At 68.4% G+C, this 19743-nt stretch carries 13 protein-coding genes and 4 pseudogenes; 14 read left to right on the top strand and 3 right to left on the bottom strand.

Going from position 1 to position 19743, the window contains the following annotated elements:
- Positions 1-508 precede the first annotated feature (508 nt).
- From QNO09_RS39770 to QNO09_RS31330, 7 genes and pseudogenes are all read left to right on the top strand, one after another.
- Positions 509-805 (top strand): annotated as a pseudogene (locus QNO09_RS39770) (urease subunit gamma); the annotation flags it as partial.
- Positions 782-1285, top strand: coding sequence for an urease subunit beta (locus QNO09_RS39765; RefSeq protein WP_349637001.1), 504 nt, complete (start codon positions 782-784; stop codon positions 1283-1285). The pseudogene QNO09_RS39770 and the gene QNO09_RS39765, both read left to right, overlap by 24 nt.
- Entirely contained in the window at positions 1282-3279 is a 1998-nt protein-coding gene (locus QNO09_RS31350; protein ID WP_283973627.1) for an urease subunit alpha, read from the top strand. The genes QNO09_RS39765 and QNO09_RS31350 overlap by 4 nt, the downstream gene beginning before the upstream one ends.
- Positions 3280-3382: 103 nt before the next feature.
- On the top strand, positions 3383-4057 hold the full coding sequence (locus QNO09_RS31345; protein WP_283973626.1) for an urease accessory protein UreF: 675 nt from the start codon (positions 3383-3385) through the stop codon (positions 4055-4057).
- 38 nt (positions 4058-4095) lie between these two features.
- Positions 4096-4785, top strand: a complete 690-nt coding sequence (gene ureG / locus QNO09_RS31340; protein ID WP_283973625.1) for an urease accessory protein UreG — start codon at positions 4096-4098, stop codon at positions 4783-4785.
- Complete coding sequence (locus QNO09_RS31335; protein WP_283973624.1) at positions 4782-5657, top strand: urease accessory protein UreD; 876 nt, start codon at positions 4782-4784, stop codon at positions 5655-5657. The genes ureG and QNO09_RS31335 overlap by 4 nt, the downstream gene beginning before the upstream one ends.
- Before the next feature lie 134 nt (positions 5658-5791).
- Positions 5792-6193 carry a hypothetical protein gene (locus tag QNO09_RS31330; protein ID WP_283973623.1) on the top strand — a complete coding sequence of 134 codons (402 nt, stop codon included), beginning with the start codon at positions 5792-5794 and terminating at the stop codon, positions 6191-6193.
- Positions 6194-6279: 86 nt separating this feature from the next.
- Here the strand turns inward: QNO09_RS31330 and QNO09_RS31325 are convergent, their stop codons facing one another.
- Positions 6280-8136 carry an alpha/beta fold hydrolase gene (locus tag QNO09_RS31325; protein WP_283973622.1) on the bottom strand — a complete coding sequence of 619 codons (1857 nt, stop codon included), beginning with the start codon at positions 8134-8136 and terminating at the stop codon, positions 6280-6282.
- Between the two features lie 491 nt (positions 8137-8627).
- On the opposite strand from QNO09_RS31325, the gene QNO09_RS31320 reads away from it, so the two are divergent.
- From QNO09_RS31320 to QNO09_RS31310, 3 genes are all read left to right on the top strand, one after another.
- Complete coding sequence (locus QNO09_RS31320) at positions 8628-10013, top strand: family 2B encapsulin nanocompartment shell protein (RefSeq protein WP_283973621.1); 1386 nt, start codon at positions 8628-8630, stop codon at positions 10011-10013.
- A gap of 307 nt (positions 10014-10320) precedes the next feature.
- The gene (locus tag QNO09_RS31315) at positions 10321-11559 is read left to right on the top strand and encodes a SufS family cysteine desulfurase (protein WP_349636998.1); all 1239 of its coding nucleotides are present in this window, start codon (positions 10321-10323) and stop codon (positions 11557-11559) included.
- 63 nt (positions 11560-11622) lie between these two features.
- Entirely contained in the window at positions 11623-11790 is a 168-nt protein-coding gene (locus QNO09_RS31310; protein ID WP_283973619.1) for a cysteine hydrolase family protein, read from the top strand.
- Between the two features lie 957 nt (positions 11791-12747).
- Here the strand turns inward: QNO09_RS31310 and QNO09_RS31300 are convergent.
- Positions 12748-13433, bottom strand: a pseudogene (locus QNO09_RS31300) (IS110 family transposase).
- Between the two features lie 548 nt (positions 13434-13981).
- Here QNO09_RS31300 and QNO09_RS31295 point away from each other — a divergent pair.
- Positions 13982-14524, top strand: a pseudogene (locus tag QNO09_RS31295) (metallophosphoesterase); the annotation flags it as partial.
- Positions 14525-14586: 62 nt separating this feature from the next.
- Here the strand turns inward: QNO09_RS31295 and QNO09_RS40100 are convergent.
- A pseudogene (locus tag QNO09_RS40100) lies at positions 14587-14787 on the bottom strand (discoidin domain-containing protein); the annotation flags it as partial.
- Between the two features lie 1033 nt (positions 14788-15820).
- Between QNO09_RS40100 and QNO09_RS31290 the strand changes: the two are divergent.
- From QNO09_RS31290 to QNO09_RS31280, 3 genes are all read left to right on the top strand, one after another.
- Positions 15821-17278 (top strand): prenyltransferase/squalene oxidase repeat-containing protein, encoded by a 1458-nt coding sequence (locus tag QNO09_RS31290; RefSeq protein ID WP_283973618.1) that lies wholly within the window; start codon positions 15821-15823, stop codon positions 17276-17278.
- Positions 17279-17438: 160 nt separating this feature from the next.
- Complete coding sequence (locus tag QNO09_RS31285) at positions 17439-18404, top strand: terpene synthase family protein (RefSeq protein ID WP_283973617.1); 966 nt, start codon at positions 17439-17441, stop codon at positions 18402-18404.
- A gap of 56 nt (positions 18405-18460) precedes the next feature.
- The gene (locus QNO09_RS31280) at positions 18461-19690 is read left to right on the top strand and encodes a cytochrome P450 (protein WP_283973616.1); all 1230 of its coding nucleotides are present in this window, start codon (positions 18461-18463) and stop codon (positions 19688-19690) included.
- Positions 19691-19743 lie beyond the last annotated feature (53 nt).

Here is a 19743-nt window from a genome sequence, read left to right as displayed (position 1 = left end):
CTGCGGAGAGACGAGTGGCCGCACTTCACCCGTACGGCCCAACGCCTTCACCGCAGGAACGATTCGCGCCCGGGAAGGCCATGCCGTGCGCGGGAGGATCTCCCCGGACGTCGGCCGATGTCACCGCACCGGAGTGCGGCGGCCTCTCCAGCCCGCTTGCGAAGACGTCGCATCTGGTCGAGAGCGGGGACTCAGGCGTGGATCAGTTGGGTGGGGGTGGTCGGTGCGGAAGCCGGTAGGCGATGCCTCATCGGCAGAGAGCCAGGAGCTACTCGACTTGCGGGATTCGCCCACTCTCCGGCACCGCGTCTCCCTGTCCGGCGCGTTGAAAACGGCGTGGTGCACGGATTCACCGGATGGTGTGGGTCATCCGCTGTTCGGCCGTCTCGCCATTCTCGTCCCGCTGATGATCGGAGAGCGCCCGTCGCCGCGTCCAGAGAGCGTGGTCCGCGCCCCTCGGCATGCCCGGTCGCACGCACCACCGTCCGATCAACAGGATTGGCTCATCGTGCATTTGACTCCGCATGAGCAGGAGCGCTTGCTGATTCACGTCGCGGCCGACGTGGCAGGCAAGCGCCGCGACCGGGGGCTGCCTCTCAACTACCCCGAGACCATGGCCCTGCTGACCGTTCACGTCTTCGAGGCGGCTCGCGACGGTAAGACGGTCAGCGACATCATGGACTCGGGCCGACGGGTCCTCACCCGAGACGACGTGATGGACGGCGTCCCGGAGATGATCAAAAACGTCCAGGTGGAGGCCACCTTCCCGGACGGCACCAAGCTGGTCACGATCCACGACCCCATCCCCGAGGCAACCAAGGAGCCCAAGGTCTACCCGGGCAAGGTCGAACACCCTCAGCCGGCGCGCAGCCCGAAGTGCCCGGTCGACTGCGACGGCACCGACTCGTCCGCCTGTTGCGATGCATGCGAGGACGCCGCGTCCTGGCATGAGGCCATCGCGTTCAACGAGCACCTGCAGGGCGACAAGAAGACGATCAAAGTCAGGAACACGTCCGACCGTCCCGTCCAGGTCGGCTCCCACTACCACTTCGCCGAAGCCAACCCCGGCCTTGAGGTGGTCGAGAACCCCGTTGGCACGTCCGTGACCAACCAGCCGCTCAAGGACTGCCCTGAGGCGAAGGGGCGCCGGCTCAACATCGCCGCAGGCACATCCGTGAGATTCGAACCAGGAGATGTGTGCTGCGTTGAACTGGTGAAGATCGAGGGCGACGCCAAGAACGACACCCGCAAGATCCAGGGACTGCGCAAGGGGATCGTCCGATGAGTAGCCAGCCGGGGCAGACGGGCCAGCAGAGGCAGAGCAATGTGCTGAAGCGGGCGGACTACGCCACTCTGTACGGGCCCACCACCAGAGACCGAGTCCGCCTCGCCGACACCGATCTCACCGTCGAGATCGAAGCCGACTGGAGCGGCGGACCGGAGAACAGCGGCAACGAGATGATCTTCGGTGGCGGGAAGGTGATCCGGGAGTCGATGGGCATGTCCCACATCCCGAGGGACGGGGGCGGCAAAAAGGATCGCGTTCCCGTGGACACGGTCATCACGGGGGCGCTGATCCTCGACTGGTGGGGTGTGGTCAAGGCCGACGTCGGCATCAGAGACGGCAAAGTTCATGCCATCGGCAAGGCGTACAACCCCGAGACGATGGACCCGGTCTCGGCGTTCGAGAAATCCGCTCGTGAACAGGCCGGCGAGCGGCTGCCGGTGACGGCGACGAACTTCGTGGTCGGCCCGAGCACCGAGGTCATCTCCGGCAACGGCCGGATCCTCACGGCGGGTGGTGTGGACACCCACGTTCACTTCATCTGCCCCGGGGAGATCCACGAAGCCCTGGCTTCGGGCGTGACCACGCTCATCGGCGGCGGCACCGGCCCCGCCGAGGGCAGCACCGCCACCACCGTGACCCCGGGCGAGTGGCACATCACCCGGCTCTTCGAGGCTCTGGACGAGTACCCGGTCAACATCGGTCTGCTCGGCAAGGGCAGCACGATGAACGTAGAAGCCCTGAACGAGCAGGTGGACGCGGGTGTCATCGGCTTCAAGATTCACGAGGACTGGGGTGCCACGCCCGCGGTGATCGACAAGGCGCTGGCAGTCTGTGAGAAGCGCAAGATCCAGCTCGCCCTGCACGCCGACTCCCTCAACGAGTCCGGCTTCCTGGAAAGCACCAAGGCCGCTTTCAAGAAGCGATCCATCCACATCTTTCATGTCGAGGGCGCCGGAGGAGGCCACGCCCCGGACATGATCGAGCTGGTCAAAGAGCCGAACGTCCTGCCCGCATCGACCAACCCCACCCGGCCCTTCACGGTGAACACCGTCAAGGAGCACGTCGACATGATGGTCGTCTGCCACCACCTCAACCCGGACATCCCGGCGGACATGGCCTTCGCGGATTCCCGCATCCGGCCCTCCACCATGGCGGCGGAGGACCTCCTGCACGACATGGGTGCCATCTCGATGATGTCCTCGGACGCCCAGGCGATGGGCCGCATCGGCGAGATGATCATGCGCACCTGGCAGACCGCGCACGTCATGAAGTGCCGCTACGGCCCACTGCCCGAAGACCTGCGGAGCGCGAAAGTCCGAACGATCCACAAGGACAACAAGGACAAAAAGCACTCCTTCAGCGAGGACAGGCGGACGCCCAACGACAACTACCGGGCGCGCCGGTACGTCGCCAAGTACACGGTCAACCCGTCGATCACGCACGGCATCGCCGGTCACGTCGGTTCCGTGGAGCCGGGGAGGCTGGCGGACCTGGTGCTGTGGGAGCCGAAGTTCTTCGGCGTCAAGACGCACATGGTCCTCAAGGGCGGCCAGCTCGCCTACGCCCAGGTCGGCGACGCCAACGCTTCCATCACGACGCCGCAGCCCTACCTGCCGCGCCCCGTCTGGGGGTCCACCGGGCGCGCCCCGGGGAGCAACTCGGTGAACTTCGCCGCCCCGGGCGTGGCCGACAGGCTGAACACCCGGTTCGTCATCACCCAGGACAGCAGCAAGAAGGTCACGGACGCGAAGACGGAGGGGCTCGGACTCCGCAAGAAGTTCGTCGAGATCTCCGACACCCGGAGCGTCAAGAAGACCGACATGAAGCTGAACGACACGGTGCCCGAAAGCCTCGAAGTCGACCACAACAGCTTCGAGGTCACCATCGGCGGTGCGACGACGAGCGACGCCCGCACCGAACTCAACGGTGTGACCGTGCCGCGCTCCTACGTCAGCGAAGTTCCGCTGGCACAGCGGTACTTCCTCTTCTGACCCACCACCGGGCCCGGCCGCCGCGCCGCCTTGGCGGCCGGGCCCGGTTGTCAGTCCCGGCCACCTCGTCACCCCCTCTCCTGCGAAAGGCAGCCGCTCGCCGATGAGTCGCGCAGCCCTGCTCCTTCTGGCCGACGGCCGTTTTCCCGCCGGTGGGCATGCCCACTCCGGCGGCGTCGAGGCCGCGGTCGCCCACGGAGCCGTCCACGACATCGCCGGCCTGGAGGCGTTCTGCCGCGGGCGTCTGCACACCACCGGTCTGACGACGGCCGGGCTGGCCGCGGCCGCCGCCGGCGGACACGATCCGCTGCTGCTTGATGAGGCCGCCGACGCCCGCACCCCCGTCCCCGCACTGCGTGCCGTCGCCCGCAAGCTCGGCCGGCAGATGATGCGGGCGGCTCGTGCCACCTTTCCCTCGGCCGAACTCGAGCACCTGGCCGCCGCGCGACCCCAGGGCGCTCACCAGCCCATCGTCCTGGGGCTCGCCGCACGCGCCGCCGGGCTCGACCCGGTGGATGCCGCCTATGCGGCCGCGTACGAGAACATCGGTGGCCCGGCCACCGCAGCCGTGCGCCTGCTGAGCCTCAACCCGCTCGACGCCTCGGGGCTGCTGGCCCGCCTCGGCCCGGAAACCGACGACGTCGCGTCAGCCGCGGCCGACGCTGCGACCCTCGCCCTGACCGAGGGCATCGACGCCCTGCCGTCGGCCTCCTCCCCCCTGCTGGACATCACCGCGGAGCAGCATGCCGCCTGGACCGTCCGGCTCTTCGCCTCCTGACCACCACCCGATCGACTGCGCTTCGCAACGGAGTTGCCATGCACCTCGACCACTCGCTGCCTCACCAGCACATTCCCGGCGCTTCGGCGACCCGGCCCGACGGCAGCCGTCGCGCCCTGCGCGTCGGCCTGGGCGGGCCTGTCGGCTCCGGCAAGACCGCGACCGTCGCCGCGCTCTGCCGCACGCTGCGCGACCGCTGGTGCATCGCCGCTGTCACCAATGACATCTACACCCGCGAGGACGCCGAGTACCTGCTGCGCGAAGCCGTCCTGCCGCCCGAGCGGATCACCGCCGTCGAGACCGGCGCCTGCCCGCACACCGCGATCCGCGACGACATCTCCGCCAACCTGGAAGCCGTCGAGCACCTGGAAGAGACCCTCCACCCCCTCGACCTGGTGCTCGTCGAGTCCGGTGGTGACAACCTGACCGCCACCTTCTCCAAGGGCCTCGTCGACGTACAGATTTTCGTCATTGACGTGGCCAGCGGCGACGACATCCCCCGCAAGGGCGGCCCCGGCATCACCACCGCCGACCTCCTCCTCGTCAACAAGACCGACCTCGCCCCGTACGTCGGCGCCGACCTGGACGCCATGGCCGCCGACGCGAAACGACAACGCGGCGACCTTCCCGTCATCTTCACCAGCCTCACCTCCGACGACGGCATCCACGAAGTCGCCGACTGGGTGACCGGCCACCTCACCCGGTGGCGCGCCGGGGCAACCGTATGAGCCCCGCCACCCGACTTGCCTCCACCCGAGCCACGTCCGACGTCAGCAATCCCCCACCCGGCGCGCAGGAGCCGGCCGGCCACCCAGACGGTGTACGTGCCACGGCCCGGATCCGCGCCGCGCACAACGGACGCGTCACCACCCTCCCGCAGTTGCGCAGCGACGGTCCTTTCCACCTGCGGCGCCTGCGCAGCGACGGCAACGCGGCCACGGTGGGGATCATCGGCGCGATGAGCGCCCCGCTCGGCGGCGACCGGCTGTCCCTCGACATCACCGCCGAGGACCGGGCCGAACTGGAGGTCACCACGGCCGCCGCCACGCTCGCCCTGCGCGGCCCCACCACCGCCCCGGCCACCTACGACGTACGGCTCTCCGTCGCAGAGCACGCCATCCTGCGCTGGCTGCCGCAGCCGCTGATCAGCGCCGCGGGCAGCAACCTGCGCCAGAGCTACACCGTTGAACTCGACGCCACCGCACAGCTGGTCCTGCGGGAAGAGCAGCTCCTGGGCAGGGCCGACGAGGAACCAGGACACCTCGTCAGCCGGATTCTGGTCCGCCGTGCTGGACGCACGCTGCTCGACCAGCACACGGCTTACGGCAGCCCGGAACCCGGCTGGGACGGCCCGGCCGTCCTGAACGGCAACCGCGCCGTCGGCCAGCTTCTGCTCGTCGGCCCCGGCCTGGACGCCCGCCCGGAGCCCGTCCTGCTCCGAGAGCACTCCAAGGGCGGGTGCGCCCTCCTCGCGCCGCTGGCCGAGGGGCCGGCTCTGCTCGCTACAGCCGTGGCACCGACCTCCTCCGTACTGCGCCAGCTCCTCGACGAGGCGCACGCGCATGCCCTCGGAAGGCAGCGTGGTTGGTCCGGGGCATGATCACCGCCCTCCCCCACCAGCCGTTGGTCGCTTCGGCCGCTCAGCGCGGCCGGGACAGAGTTCGCTCTCCTCCAGAAAGACGGAGGCAACAGGTCGACTTCGGTTCCGCAAGCAGTGGTCATGAGCTGCGGGTCATGCGGGAGGTCACCCGCGCAGGGCAGGTGCGGTGGACGGGCCGGGGCGGCCGGTTGGGCGAGAGCGCGTTGGGGTTGCTGACACCCGCCGAGCTGATGCTGGTGTTCGTCGATGGCGAGGACGGTCTGGAACCGGCGATCCCCGGCAGCAGCACGGACCTGTACATCTTCCGCAGCAGCCGGTACCTCCGCTACAACACCGCCACCCACAGGATCACCAACGACCCCAAACCGGACATGACTTCCCGGGCCTGGTCGGAGCGAGCTGCGGTGAACGTCACCGACAACGATGCGGTGGCGGGGCCGAGGACGGACGTGGCGGCAGAGGCGACTCCCCCGACCACCGGTACGGGGCCCGATCAGCAGCCTGGGCGGGTATGGACATGCGCCACCCTGAGGTAATCGCCCGGGAGACTACGTGACGGTGCCCTGGGTGCTGGGCCTGGAAGGGGGCGGGCGCGAGGGCCGCCCCTTCCCGGGGGACCAGGTCAGCCCAGGGGCAACGCCAGGCTTGCGGCGCTGCCGTGGGGGGAGGTGATCGTTGTGGTGCTGCCGTCGACGCTCGCGAACGAGTAGAGGTCGTCCCTGCTGGTGACGACCAGCATCAGCCGGTGGTCCGGGGGCAGGTCGTAGCCGGCGGCCTGCAGCTTCCAGGTGGCATTGCGGTCCTGGTCGGGTGCCAGGCCGGTGAGGGTGAGGGGCTCGTGGGTGATGATGCGGGCCATGCTGTCCGGGCCGACGTCGAACAGGTAGGCCACCAGGGTCGTGGAGGGGGCCGTGCTGCGCACGGACAGCGTGAGCTCACAGATGCCGCGGATCCGGCGGGCCACGCCACCCTGACTGCCGGCCGGGATCGGATCGCTCGTCCAGACCGCGAGGTTCTGTCGGTCGAACTTCTCCGTGACGTAGATCTTCGGGGTGCCGTTCCATTCGGCCTGGCCGCTCGTCATGACGGCGTCCGCTGCCTTGGCCTCGGTCGGCTGCCCGGCGGTGAACTCCCGCTCCCAGCCCGTTTCCGGTTCCCTGCCCAGACCGCCGTCACCCTCTTCCGATGCGGTGGCCTTCAGATACCACAGCTCCGTGTCGGTGGTGACGTCCTGCCAGGACGGGCTGGACTCGCGGGCAGCCGGTGTGACGATCTCGGTGTTTCCGGTCTGCGGATCGGTCCGGGTCTCGTACGTGAACATGATCTGGCTGGTGACCGGGGACCAGGTGGGCACCTCGTTGTCGATCCCGAGCACGTGGTGGTCCAGCCAGGCGAACGCCTCCTCGACCGGCAGGTTCGGCCCGCTGAACGGGATGGTCAGACCGGCGCCCTCGGGTGCGGCGTGGTCGCCGATCCACAGGTTCAGGTGCTTGGGCACGGTCAGGCCGTTGAAGTGCTCGATGACCTGGTTGGCTGCGAACAACGTCTCGTGCCAGGTGTTGGAGAAGAACGTGGGAACGGCGCGGGCGTTGGTCGTGTCGGCGTAACATGACGGCGCCCGCTCCTGGCCCCACTCCACGACCTTGTCGAGGTTCCGGCCGGCCTGGAAGTCCGCCAGGATCTGCTGGGTGGCCGCGTCGAACTTCCGCTCGACCGGACCACCGGTGAACTTGACCAGGGCGGTCACCGCCGCCAGATGCCGGGTGTCGTACTGGTAGAGACTCGCCGCCAGGTCGCCCCACGTGCTCAGGGCCACGACCGCGGCCACACGCCCCTTGGGATCGTGCGCCGCGACCAACTGGCTGATCCCCGAACCGTACGACTCGCCTAGGAAGGCGATCCGGCTGGGATTGAAGTGCTGCTGCGCGTAGTCGATGACGGTCGAGCCATCGGCCCAGTCCTTGGGCCCGGCCACGTCGATCGTCCCCCCGGAGGTGAACGGGCCATCCACGTAGCCCTTACCGGGCACGGACATCGTGAGGCCGAGCCCACGAGGGGTGTAGGCCAGTACGTGGTAGCCGCGCAGCGCCAACTGGAGGTAGGTGTACTCGAACAGGCCCCAGCCGAACGGCGTCCAGCCCGACGGCACGATCACCACCGGACGGGGCTCGTCCGTGTTCAGTTTGATCGTGTGCGCCGACAGCCGCACCCCGTCTTCGGCAGCGATCTGGGGAAAGCCGATGCTCGCCCTCTGCTGAACCTGCTCCACCACCCTCTGCAGGTCAGGAGGCAGCACCGGCTGTTCAGCCGTGCCGTCCAGGGTGGCGATCAGCGCCTCGGCAAGGTGAGTGGCGGCTGGGTCGAGCGACGTGGGTGACGTGTAGATGCCGTGCTGGGCGACCCGGCTCAGCTGCGCTGCCGTGAAGGTGCTGACCCCATCGTTGTGCGGGTGGCTCACGATGCCCGTCCTCTCGCTCACGCCGACCGAGCCTGCGGCACCGTCGGCACATGCCATCTGCCGGAGACCCCGGCATTTCCTAGATCCTTTCCTTCGCCGCAGTACAGTGCATAGGGCGTGCAGAAGCGCCTCCACCACTCAGCGAGCGCTATCCGAGCGCCCCTGAGCGCCACGCGCCCCGCGGCCAGCTAGCCGCCAAGAAGGGCGCGAACGCGAGATGTAATTAGATGAATTCAATCTTTATCGGATCGATTAAATCCGGTCGATTGTGCAGGTTGAAAAAATTACTGTCCGGGCGGGGCGCCTTCGCTGTTTTTCTGGCGACTGTCGCGTTTATCGGCATTTGGTGGCAGGCGTGCCTGGAGGGTGGGTGTGCGTGTACGGGAGAGGTATTTCCGTTCACCGTTCGAAGAGTTCAGGACTGACGGAGGCACATGCCCGGTTGTGGCCGGGTGATCGCACCGGTGATCGTGGCGGTGCACGGATCCCCGCAGTCCGGCCAGGAGGTCACGATGAATGACTACCAGCAGAGCCTCAGCCCCGATGCCGCACGGCAGTTGGCCACCACCACCAAGACCCGGCCGCAGATGCGGGCGATCACTCCGCGCTATCTGCTGCGTGCGTTGCCGTGGGTGGACGTCGAGTCCGGTGTCTACCGTGTGAACCGCCGCCGTACCTTCGTCCTGGGTGACGACCGCATCAGTAGCTACAGCGAGAACGGCACCCCCCGCATCGTCGCAGAGGATCTGCGTGAGCTGCCCTACCTGCGGGAAGCTGATTCCGCCCTGCTCACCGAACTGGCCGGCTCGTTCACCACCGTCGCCTTCGAGCCCGGGCAGGTCCTGGCCACGGAGGACGAGCCCTGCGAGCAGCTGTGGGTGATCGTGCACGGCAAGGCGGAGAAGCGGGTCACGGGCCGCTATGGCGATGAAGCCGTACTGGAGGTCATCGGCGACGGCCAGTTCTTCGACCCCGCATCCTGGACCCGCAGCGCGCCCATGCCCCACCACGTCAAGGCGCTGACCCCCGGTGTGGCACTGTGTCTGGGCCGCGGTGAGCTGTCCCGGCTCACCGACCGCGACGAACAACTGCGAGCAGCGCTGGAGCACTACACCGCTGACGGCGCGCCCGAGCCGGGCTCTGAGGTGCCGGTGGAACTGGCCTCGGGTCATGTGGGCGAGCCGGACCTGCCGGGAACGTACGTCGAGTACGAGGACACCCCGCGCGAGTACCACATGACTCTGGCCCAGACCGTGCTGCGCGTGCACAGCCGCGTCGCCGACCTCTACAACGAGCCCATGGACCAGACCCGGTCCCAGGCCGATCTGACCATCCAGGCGCTGCGCGAGCGCCAAGAGGCGATGATGCTCAACCACCCGGAATTCGGACTGTTCCACAACGTCGCTCCCGGGCAGCGCGTGCAGGCGCGCACGGGGGCGCCCACCCCGGACGACTTGGACGAGCTGCTGATCAGGGTCTGGAAGCATCCGGCGTACTTCCTCGCTCATCCCCGGGCGATCGCCGCCTTCGCGCGGGAATGTACCCGGCGGGGAGTGCCCCCGCTGATGGACACCCGGTTCGGCAGCCCGCTGCTGACCTGGCGCGGCGTGCCCATGTTGCCCTCGGACAAGGTGCGTTTCTCGGGCCGGGCCGGCATGGGTACAACCGAGATCCTGCTGATGCGGCTAGGGGAAGCCGAGCAGGGCGTGGTGGGGCTGCGCCCGTCGAAGGTGGCCGACGAGGTGGAACCGGGCCTGGCCATGCGGAACATGGGCATGGACCAAAAGGGCATCAACTCATACCTGATGACGGCCTACTTCAACGCCGCAGTCCTGGTGGAGGACGCCACCGCCGTACTCCAGAACGTCGAGGTGTCCAAGTACCATGACTACTCCTGAGCCTGCGGGGCGCAAAACCCCCAAGCCCTCCCGAGCGCATACGGCTCCGGTGGCCCCAGCCGGGTATCCGGCCCCACCCGCCTCCACAGAACCCGCCGCCCCGGCCGGGCAGCCCGGCCCCGCCGGGCCGGGAGGCAATCCCCTACCGACCGCCCCGCCACGGCGGGTCACCGAGTCCGGCCATACGGCGCATACCGTCCAGGCCATGCCTGCACAGACAGCCTCAACCGCCCCCGCCGGGCATGCCACCCCGGCAGCCATGGCGGGTCGGACGTCTTCCGCCCAAGCCTCTGCGGAGCAACCGCGCGTGGCCCGCAGCCAGCACGGCGTCTTCTCCCCGGACATGGCGCGCCAAGACATTCCCGTCCTGCACCGTACGGTCAACGGGCATCCCCTGGTCTGGCTGGACAACGGCGCCACCACACAAAAGCCCCGCCAGGTCATCGAGGCGTTGAGCGCCTACTACGCCGGCGCCAACTCCAACATCCACCGTGGTGCGCACACCATGGCACGGGAAGCCACCGACCTCTATGAGGAGGGCCGTGCCGCGGTCGCCCGCCTGCTCGGTGCGCCCGCACCGGACAGCGTCGTCTTCGTCCGCGGCACCACCGAAGCGATCAACCTCGTGGCACAGAGCTGGGGGCGGGACAACCTCGGCCCCGGCGACGAGATTCTCGTCTCCGCGCTGGAGCACCACTCCAACATCGTGCCCTGGCAGCAGATCGCCAAGGAGCGGCGGGCCCGGGTGGTGCCCATTCCGCTCCTGCCGGACGGACAGATCGACCAGCACGCCTACGCCGACCTGCTCTCCTTCCGTACCCAGCTCGTCGCACTCAGCCACGCATCCAACGTCCTGGGCACCGTGCCCCCGGTGAGGGAGATGACGGCACTGGCCCACCGCCACAGCGCCAAAGTACTGGTGGACGGGGCCCAGGCGATCGCTCACTTCCCGGTGGATGTCCAGGACCTGGACGCCGACTTCTACACCTTCTCCGGGCACAAGGTGTTCGCTCCCACCGGCATCGGAGCGCTGTACGCCAAGCCGGAAGTCCTGCAAGGCATGCGGCCCTGGCAAGGTGGCGGCAACATGATCGAATCGGTGGACTTCGGACGGACCACCTACGCACCCGTCCCACACCGATTCGAAGCCGGCACCGGCCACATCGCAGGAGTCATCGGGCTGCTGGCAGCCCTGAACTGGCTGACCTCCTTCGACCGCGAGGCCGTTGCTACATACGAGGCGGATCTGATCAGCTACGCCCAGCAGGCTCTGACCACCCTCCCAAGCCTGGAGATCCTCGGCTCCGCGCCCGGCAGAGTCGCCGTCCTGACCTTCACCCTCGCCGGGCACCACCCGACGGAGATCGCCGACTGGCTCGACCGGGACGGGATCGCCATCCGAGCCGGCCACCACTGCGCCCAGCCCGCCCTGCGCCACTACGGACTGGAGGACGCAGCGCGCGCCTCCCTAGCCCTCTACAACACGCCACAGGAGGTGGACCAGTTGGTCCACTCGCTGCGCCGGCTGCAGCAGACCACCACCTGAACCACCGTGGTCCCCAGCGACGGCCACCGAACCTCTCCAGCCATCACACTGAGGGACTGCCGGATGGTCAACCCGCACCGCTCCATCACCCTGGACGCCGTGAAGGCCGGCTTCCGTGCACGCGTACGCCTGGACTACTCCGTCGGGGTCGCCCCGGACACCACGTCCGCGGCTCTGGACGACTTCCGCCAAGCCGGCGTCGCCGTCTCCGACGCGGCGCCCGCGGAATAGTCTCCATGGCTGGTGCGGGAACGGCCGGAGGCAAGCGCGGACGGGTGGCTGTATCGGGCCAGCGCATCACCAGCCTCGATCGTTCCTGAGGGGCCGTCAGCTTGCTGACGGCCCTCTGTCGTGGGAGTTCGTGGGCTTTTCGGGGACGACGACGGGCCTGCGGAGCAGGCGGCGTACCGGAGGACATGGTCGATGTACTGGACCTGCCCGTTCTCCTTCCGGTCCGACCGCGCGTCGCGTTGCCGGTACCAGGCCACCTCGGGCGGTCAGAATCGTGAGGACGCCACAACGATCGGCAGGCCCCTATCGGGACACTTCGGTCGGACAGTCAAGAGTCAGACCCCGGACCCGGGACAGCACCCACCCATTCTCGCGCCCGTCACAGCCCCTCCCCCAGAAACACAGAGCATGCTCAGTGCCAGCTCCCGGAGCACCCTGGATCTGACACCGGCCGATCATTCCGCGGCACAGAGACCGACATCTTGGTTCAGGTTGCTTCACCCCCAGTGCGGCGCCTCTCGACGGCTGTAGGACAGGGCACCAACGAGCTGGCGTCCGGGTCGAGTGGGTGCCCCGGCGGCGGCGCCGGTTGTGGGCCCTCAAGGAGGCGTTTGCAGACGCCGCAGCAGGATCGAGGAGCGGACGCTCGCTCCTCAGGAAAGCTGAAGCCCCCGCCATCATCTGCCCGGCAGGGGCCTCAGTGACCCATCACGTGTCACGTTGCTGTCACCAACACCATCGATGCGCCTGGACCACAAAGGCCCCACCTGCATAAACAGCAGCGATGTAGACCACATGGACGCCTGAAGAACGGTTTCTACGACATGTGCCATGTGGTACCCAGTGAGGGACCCAGGATCAGGACGGGAGCCTCTTCTGGCCCGTCAAAGCGGTACTGCAGGGTGTTCGGTGGTGTCTCGCTCACCCGTCTGAGCCTCTCATCTGTCACGACAGCCCCTATGAGCGGGGGTCTGGCTGTAGCTGATTGACCAGGTGGAAGACCTCGCGGGCAGCATAGCGTTTGAGGCAGCGGACGATTTCGCGCCGGGTCTTGCCCTCCTTGATCCGCCGCTCGTAGTAGTCCTGGGTGCGCGGGTCGACCCGCAAGCGCGTGAACACGATGCGATGGAGCGCGGCGTTGGCCTGCCGGTCGCCACCACGAGCTGGTTGATGGCCTGGGTGCGGGCTTTGACCGCCGACCCCTTGGCCAGCTTGTACATCCTGGCGATCTGCACCGGTCCGTCGCCCGATTTGGCCCGGGCACGGGCTCGCCCGCTCAATACGGCTCGCGCCGCGTTCTGGGCATCGAGCGGATCCGATTTGCCGCGCTGACGGCGATCTACCCGGTCCATCCGATTCACGTCAAACACGTCTACGCCCTGGGTCAGCAGGTGGCGCGACAGGGACGCCCCGTAAGAGCCGGTCCCTTCCACCCCGGCCCGCCTCACGGCTCCCGACTTCCTGGCCCACTTCAGCAGATCGCAGTACCCGGCCGCGGTGGCCGGGAACTCGCCGGTGGCCAGCACCGTCCCCATCAACGAGAGCGCCGCAGCCACATGCGCATCCCGGTGCGTGTCCACTCCCAGCACCACCTCCCCCGCAGGGCAACGACGGGCCCGCGGAGCGAGCGACGTACTGGACATGGTCGATCTGGACATGCCCGTTCCTTCCGGTCCGATGGCGCGTTGCGTTGCTGGCACCGAGCAGCGTCAGGCCGTCAGAATCGTGAGGACGCCACAACAATCGGCAGGCCCCTATCGGGACACACCCCGCCAGCCCGGCACCGACAACGCGCCATCCCCGGCCAACAGCCGACACTGTGTGATTCAGACACTCCGGTCAGACATGTCATGAGTCAGACCCCGGACCCGGGACAGCACCCACCCATCCTCCCGCCCCTCACACACACGGGGCCTCTGCGTTCAAACCCGACCGCTAGGCGGGACCAGTCGACAACTGACGCCCACTGACGACCGGAAGTATTCGCACCGACACACCACACGCGAACCGGTCTCGATGGCCAGGTGGTCGGCGACGGCACAGGCCAGGGTCTCGCGGTAGAGGTCCCATCCCCATATCCGACTGAGAAGCGCGGCCAACGACTCCTGATCGATCGAGTCCGGGCCGGTCGCCCCGTTGCGCACGTTGCCGATGAGCGCGTCGGCAGTCTGGCTACCTGAGGAGGGGAAGCGTGACCGTCACCAGCGAGGCCCGATCCGCGGACGGTGCAGCGCATTCGACCCAGCAGAGCCGACTGCGTCGCCTGATGCGCTACATCCCTTTGATCGCCCCCGTCCTGCTGTGGACCGTGCCCTGCTGGGTACTGCTGCACGTCGGCCAGCACTGGCCGCTCCCCGTGGCGCTGGGCGGCACAGCCCTGTTCGTCCTCGGTCTGATCGCTATGCCGCTCGCGATGGCACGCGGCCACGGCCGGCGGCAGCAGGACCGGGTGGCGATCGTCGGGGACACTCTCCTTGGGGCCAGCTGGGTTCTGTTCGCTTGGTCCGTCCTGCTCGGCGTCCTGCTGCGCCTCGCCCTGACCGTGGTCGGCGTAAGCGACGGTCAAAACCGGGCCCGGATCGTCTCTTGGGCGGTCCTCGGCGTACCCGCCGTGCTGCTCGCCTGGGGGTACGCCGAGGCCCGCCGGGTACCACGGGTACGCCGCCTGGACGTGCAACTTCCGCGCCTGGGGGCCGGGTTGGACGGCAACCGTGTCGTCCTCATCACCGACACGATCGGCTTGCCCCAGTTGGTGCCGTCGTCGGAGGTGTACACCTCGTACTGGCGGACGAAGTCACCGGACGAGGCGCTCGTGTCCAGGACGAGCTGGTCGAAGGTCTGGGTCGAGCCGAGGTCGACCTGGAACCAGTCGCCGGACTGCATGCCGTGGCCCAGGCTCCACCGGGTGGCGGCGTCGCCGTCGATGGCATTGGACGGAGAGTCGTCCGAGCTGCTCGCGGACGCTGTTGCCTGCCAGCCGTCGCGGGGCAGGGCCACCTCGCCGAGGTGACGAGGCGCCGGTGGGCAGGGTGTAGCCGAGCCACTGGTCGCCGACGCGTACCTGGGGCTGCTGGGCGAGGAGGCTCGTAGCTGATCAGTGCCTTGCTGCCGTCGGTGTTGCGGAAGGGGATGTCGGCGGAGCCGATGGCGGCGGGGTCGGTGCTGCCGTGCTGGTTGCCGGTCCAGGTGAAGGTCGCGGCACAGCTCCGCGGCCGCTGTGTCGGAAGACCGAGACCGCGCGCCGTATCTCCACAGGAGCGTGAGAACTGTCCGGCGGATCAATCAACCGTGGCCGCCGGGCCCATGCACACCGGGGGCTCAAACAGGCCGTAGCAGCGCACACACGGCGAAGCCCCGCAGCAGCCGACCCCGCTCTTTCATGGGGGGGCTGAACGGCCGCGCCATTCGGCCTCGCGGCCGTTCATATGGCTGCACGGCCCGCGCGGGTCTGGCGTAGTGCGCTGCGGCGCACTACGCGAGACCCGGTACGCGTCAAGAGAGGGTGGTATGCGCCTTCTCGGACTCGATGAAAGGGGGCGACATTAAGGAATCTGTCGCCGACCTGGCGGGCGTGGCTGTACGGGAGGACGGCGGGTGGGCGAGCGCTCGACGCGCCGACCAAGTAGGTCGACCGGCTGGGTCTGCCGGAGGGTCGTCGTCAAAGGCGGGGTCGGTAGGCGACGTGGTGGTGACGTGCACACCTGCGAAAGCGAGTGAAGCAGATGCCGGCAATGAGACCGACCGTCCAAGGCCAAGGACTCCCAGCGACGGGTCACCCGGAACGCGCAGAAACACGGGGAGGCCCGAAGCCTGACGGCTGTACGGACTCCGGCCGGCTCTCGCAGCCTCCCGCGAGTTGGTGCAGTGCCCCGAACGGAGAATCATCGTGAATGCCGAGCCTGCCACACCCGTTCATGCCGTACCTGCGCCGCGTTCCCACCCAGCAGGCACGGGTGCGGTGACGGAAGTCGACCGGGCTCGCCACGACCTAACCAACCATCTCGCAGCGCAGGTACGGGACGACGGGTCCGTGCCCGGGCCTTGCGGCAGCCGGGTCCTGGAATCGGCGCTGCTGCTGTCGCTGCTGCGCAGGCAGCGGCAGCACACCACCGCGCAGAGGGGCCTGGAGACGTTCCTGGGGCGGGGCCCCGGTGCTGGGACCACGCGTTTCGACTCCGCGCTCAGCGATGCGGTCCTTGCCGGCCGGAAGAGCGACGCCGACTGGGTGCACGCGGAACTCCTCGCCGGCTTCGACCACTTCACCTTCGCCCGGAAGCGGTTGTTCTTCGACGTCTGTCTCGCGACCGTCGGCGCGATCGATTTCAACCCGGGAATGCAGCCGGAGCGCATCAACAGCGGAAACCGGGCCCCCTGGGTGCAGATGATCATGCTGGCGCTCAAGGTGACGATCGCCCACGGGCTGGACCGGCCTGAGGCGGTCACCACCGCCGAGCGTGAGCTGCTGGTGAAGCTGCTGCGGGAAGGCCAGCGCCGTGGCGTGTGGGAAAACCATGTGACAGCGCACCTGCTGGCACTGCGGGCCGTCAGCGCTTTCGCCCCCGGGAGCGCAGATGTCGCCGAGGGCATCGGTCTGCTGGTGGAGTGCCTGAATCCCGACGGAGGCGTGCCCGGCATCGCCAACCTGTCCGTGTTCTGCACCGCGCCCACGGGTCTCGGCCTGGTCAGAGCGGGAGCCGATCGCGAACTGACGCGGCGCATGGGCGACTACCTGACGGCCAGGCAAAGCCCGGACGGGGGCTGGCCGTTCGGCGAGAACATGGTGCAGTCCGACGTCGACACCACCTCGTACGCTGTAGCCTTCCTCGCCGCAGCCGACAGTCGGCGCTACGCGAAGCCGCTCGAGCGGGCCGGGAAGTATCTGTCGGCCATCGTGGGCCGGGACGGGGGCTTTCCCACCTATGTGGCTGGCGACCCGTCCGAGGCGGGAATGACCGGCGGAGCCGCCAGCGCGCTGGGCTGGGCGGGAGAAACACATGCCGCTCTGCTGGAGAACGCCGCCCGCTACCTGCTCGGGGCGCAGAAGGCCGACGGAACGTTCGAGCGCAGCTGGACGCTGAGCGAGGCCAACACCATCTGGCGGGCCATGTGGGCCCTGCACAGTGTGCCCGCCTCCCGTCTGCCGGGCCTGCGGGCCGATCGCGAACAGGCGGTGGCCCGCTCGCGGCGCTTCTTCGATCTGGCGCAGAACGACGACGGCGGCTGGGGATACCGCCCCGGTGATGCGAGTGACACCACCAGTACCGCGTACTCGCTGCTCGCCTTGTCCGCGATGGGACGTCATGTCGGCACAGACCACGTCGTACGCCGCGGCATCTTCCATCTCCTGGCCCGCCAGGAGATGGACGGAGGATTCAGCGCCCTGCCCGACCAGGTCGCTCCCCGGCCGTTGCTCTTCGACGCACCCGTCTTCGCCGACATCTGGACGCTGCTCGCGCTGGGTGCCTGTGATGAGAGCTGGCACTGGTGACCGTAGCCAGGCACCACACCGAGCCCAGTGGGGAGACCACACGCCCGGGCGGGCGTCCGCGGGGCACCTCAGGGTGTTCTTCCCGCCGCAGGCACGGTCACCGGCCACGCCCCGGGGTCAGAGCGACGCCCCGCACGTCGCCGCCGGCGAAAGGGAACCGATGATCGAGCCGACCCGCTCCTCAGGGCTCATCAGACCCGACTTCGGCATCCTGGTCCCCGACCGGATGCACCCGCGAGCCGAGCACGTCGGCAACCGCCTCGCCGCGTGGGCTACGCGGGTGGGCCTGACCACCGGCACAGCCGAGGACACACGCCTGCGCCGTTCCGGATTCCACCTGGTGGCCGCTCGCATCCTGCCCGACGAAGGCGAGGCGGACGTCGAACTCTTCGCCCAGTGGGCGACCTGGCTCTTCCACCTCGACGACGAACAGGACGAAGGTGTGATGGGCCGCTCACCACAGAGCGTGCACGCCACCTACACCGCCATCATCGCCATCATCCAAGGCCGGCCCACGCCAGCCGCCGCACATTCTCCCGCGGTCAGGGCCCTGGCCGACCTGTGGCCCCGGACCGCCGCACGGATGTCCCCGGCATGGCGCAGCCGGATCCTGGACCACGTCCACCAGCATCGCGACGCCTTCCTCACTCAGATCACCCACCGGCAGACCGGCACCCTCCCCACCCCAGAGGACTATCCGGGCCTGCGCCGGGACGCCAACGGCATGTTCATGTACGACCTCGTCGAAGTCACCTGCCACACCGAGATCCCCCCGCATCTGGCCGGCACCAGTGCCTGGACCGAACTGTGCGCGGCCTCCAGCGACATCACCGCCTGGTGCAACGACGTCATCTCTCTGCCCCGCGAACAGGCCAACAACGAACCCACCAACTACGTCACCGTCCTGCGCCATGCCCACGGCTGCGGCGAGCAGGAAGCCGTCGATCAGGTCCGCGCGCACATCACCCGCCGACTGAGGGACCTCCGTGAAGCCGAGCGCGCTGTCCTGACCGAAGCACGCCAGCACAAGCCTGGCACGGACCGGCTCCACCGCGTCGTGCGCATCATCGGAGACATGCCCGGCACCCACCTCGGCTGGATACTCACCTCCGGCCGCTACCGATAGCTGTCCGCTACAGCGCAGGACAAGGCGAGAGGACCGGAGGACGGCGGACGGCGGACGTGAAGGATGAGACCAACACCGCAGCGATCACACTGCCCACCCAGCGCCGCTGCCCCATGCACCCGCCAGACGAATACGCCCGCCTGCGTACCGAACGGCCGGTGGCACGCCTGGCCTTCCCCGACGGCCCTCCAGGCTGGCTTCTCACCCGTTACGAGGACGTCCGCGCCGCCCTGGCCGACCCAAGGCTCAGCTCCCGCAGGCCCCATCTCAACTCCCAGGTCAGAGCCAGTCTCATCACGGAAGCGGAGATGGCGCAGTTCCGAACATCGGACCTGCTCACCAGCGATCCACCCGAACACACACGGCTGCGGCATCCGCTCATCGGGCAGTTCTCCATGCGCCGCATCCGCACCCTGCGCCCCCGCATCGAGAAGTACGTGGACGAGCACCTGGACGCCATCGCGGCGATGCCCCGTGGCCCGGTCGATCTTGTTCCCGCTCTTGCCCTGCCCGTGCCGTCCCTGGTGATCTGCGAACTGCTGGGCGTCCCCTACACCGACCACGACCACTTCCAGCGCCTCACCGGAGAACTTCTGGCCCTGGACCGGACGCGAGAGGACCTGCTGGCCAGCAAGAAGGCCATGCACACCTACCTGCGCGGCCTGGTCGAAGCCAAGCGCCGGGATCCGGTCGACGACCTCCTGAGCGGGCTGACCCAGCACCGCCCGCCCGACGGCGGCCCCCCGCTGGCCGACGGCGAGATCGTCTCCCTCGGGCAGCTGATGCTCATCGCCGGTCACGAGACGTCCGCGAACATGATCTCCCTCAGCATCCTGACCCTGCTGCGCTCACCCGCCCTCTGGCAGAGCCTGCAAGCGGACCCGTCGCTCATCGCCAACGCCGTCGAGGAACTGCTGCGCTATCACACCATCCTGCAATTCGGTCTCCTCCGAGTCGCGCGCGAAGCGCTCGTCATCGAGGGCCAGCGAATCGAGGCCGGAGAACGCGTCGTTCTCCACCTGCCGGCGGCCAACCGTGACCCGCGGCAGTTCCCCAACCCCGACCGCCTTGACCTCCAGCGTCACAACAGCCGCCAGCACCTCAGCTTCGGCCACGGACCCCACCAGTGCATCGGCCAGCAACTAGGACGCCTCGAAATCGAAATCATCCTGACCAAACTGCTGCACCGCTTCCCCACCCTCCACCTGGACAACGCGAACGCCGCCCCGGCTACGCACGACCATGCAGTCGTATACGGCCTCCGGGCCCTGCACGTCAACTGGTGATCTACCCGCAAGGACGAGTGAGGACGCTGTCGGCCAGCTCCGGCATGAAGGGC

The sequence above is a fragment of the Streptomyces sp. 378 genome (genome assembly GCF_030124145.1).
Classification (GTDB): Bacteria; Actinomycetota; Actinomycetes; order Streptomycetales; family Streptomycetaceae; genus Streptomyces.
Note: the sequence above shows the minus strand (reverse complement) of the source record. Positions and strands in the feature narration are given on the sequence as shown.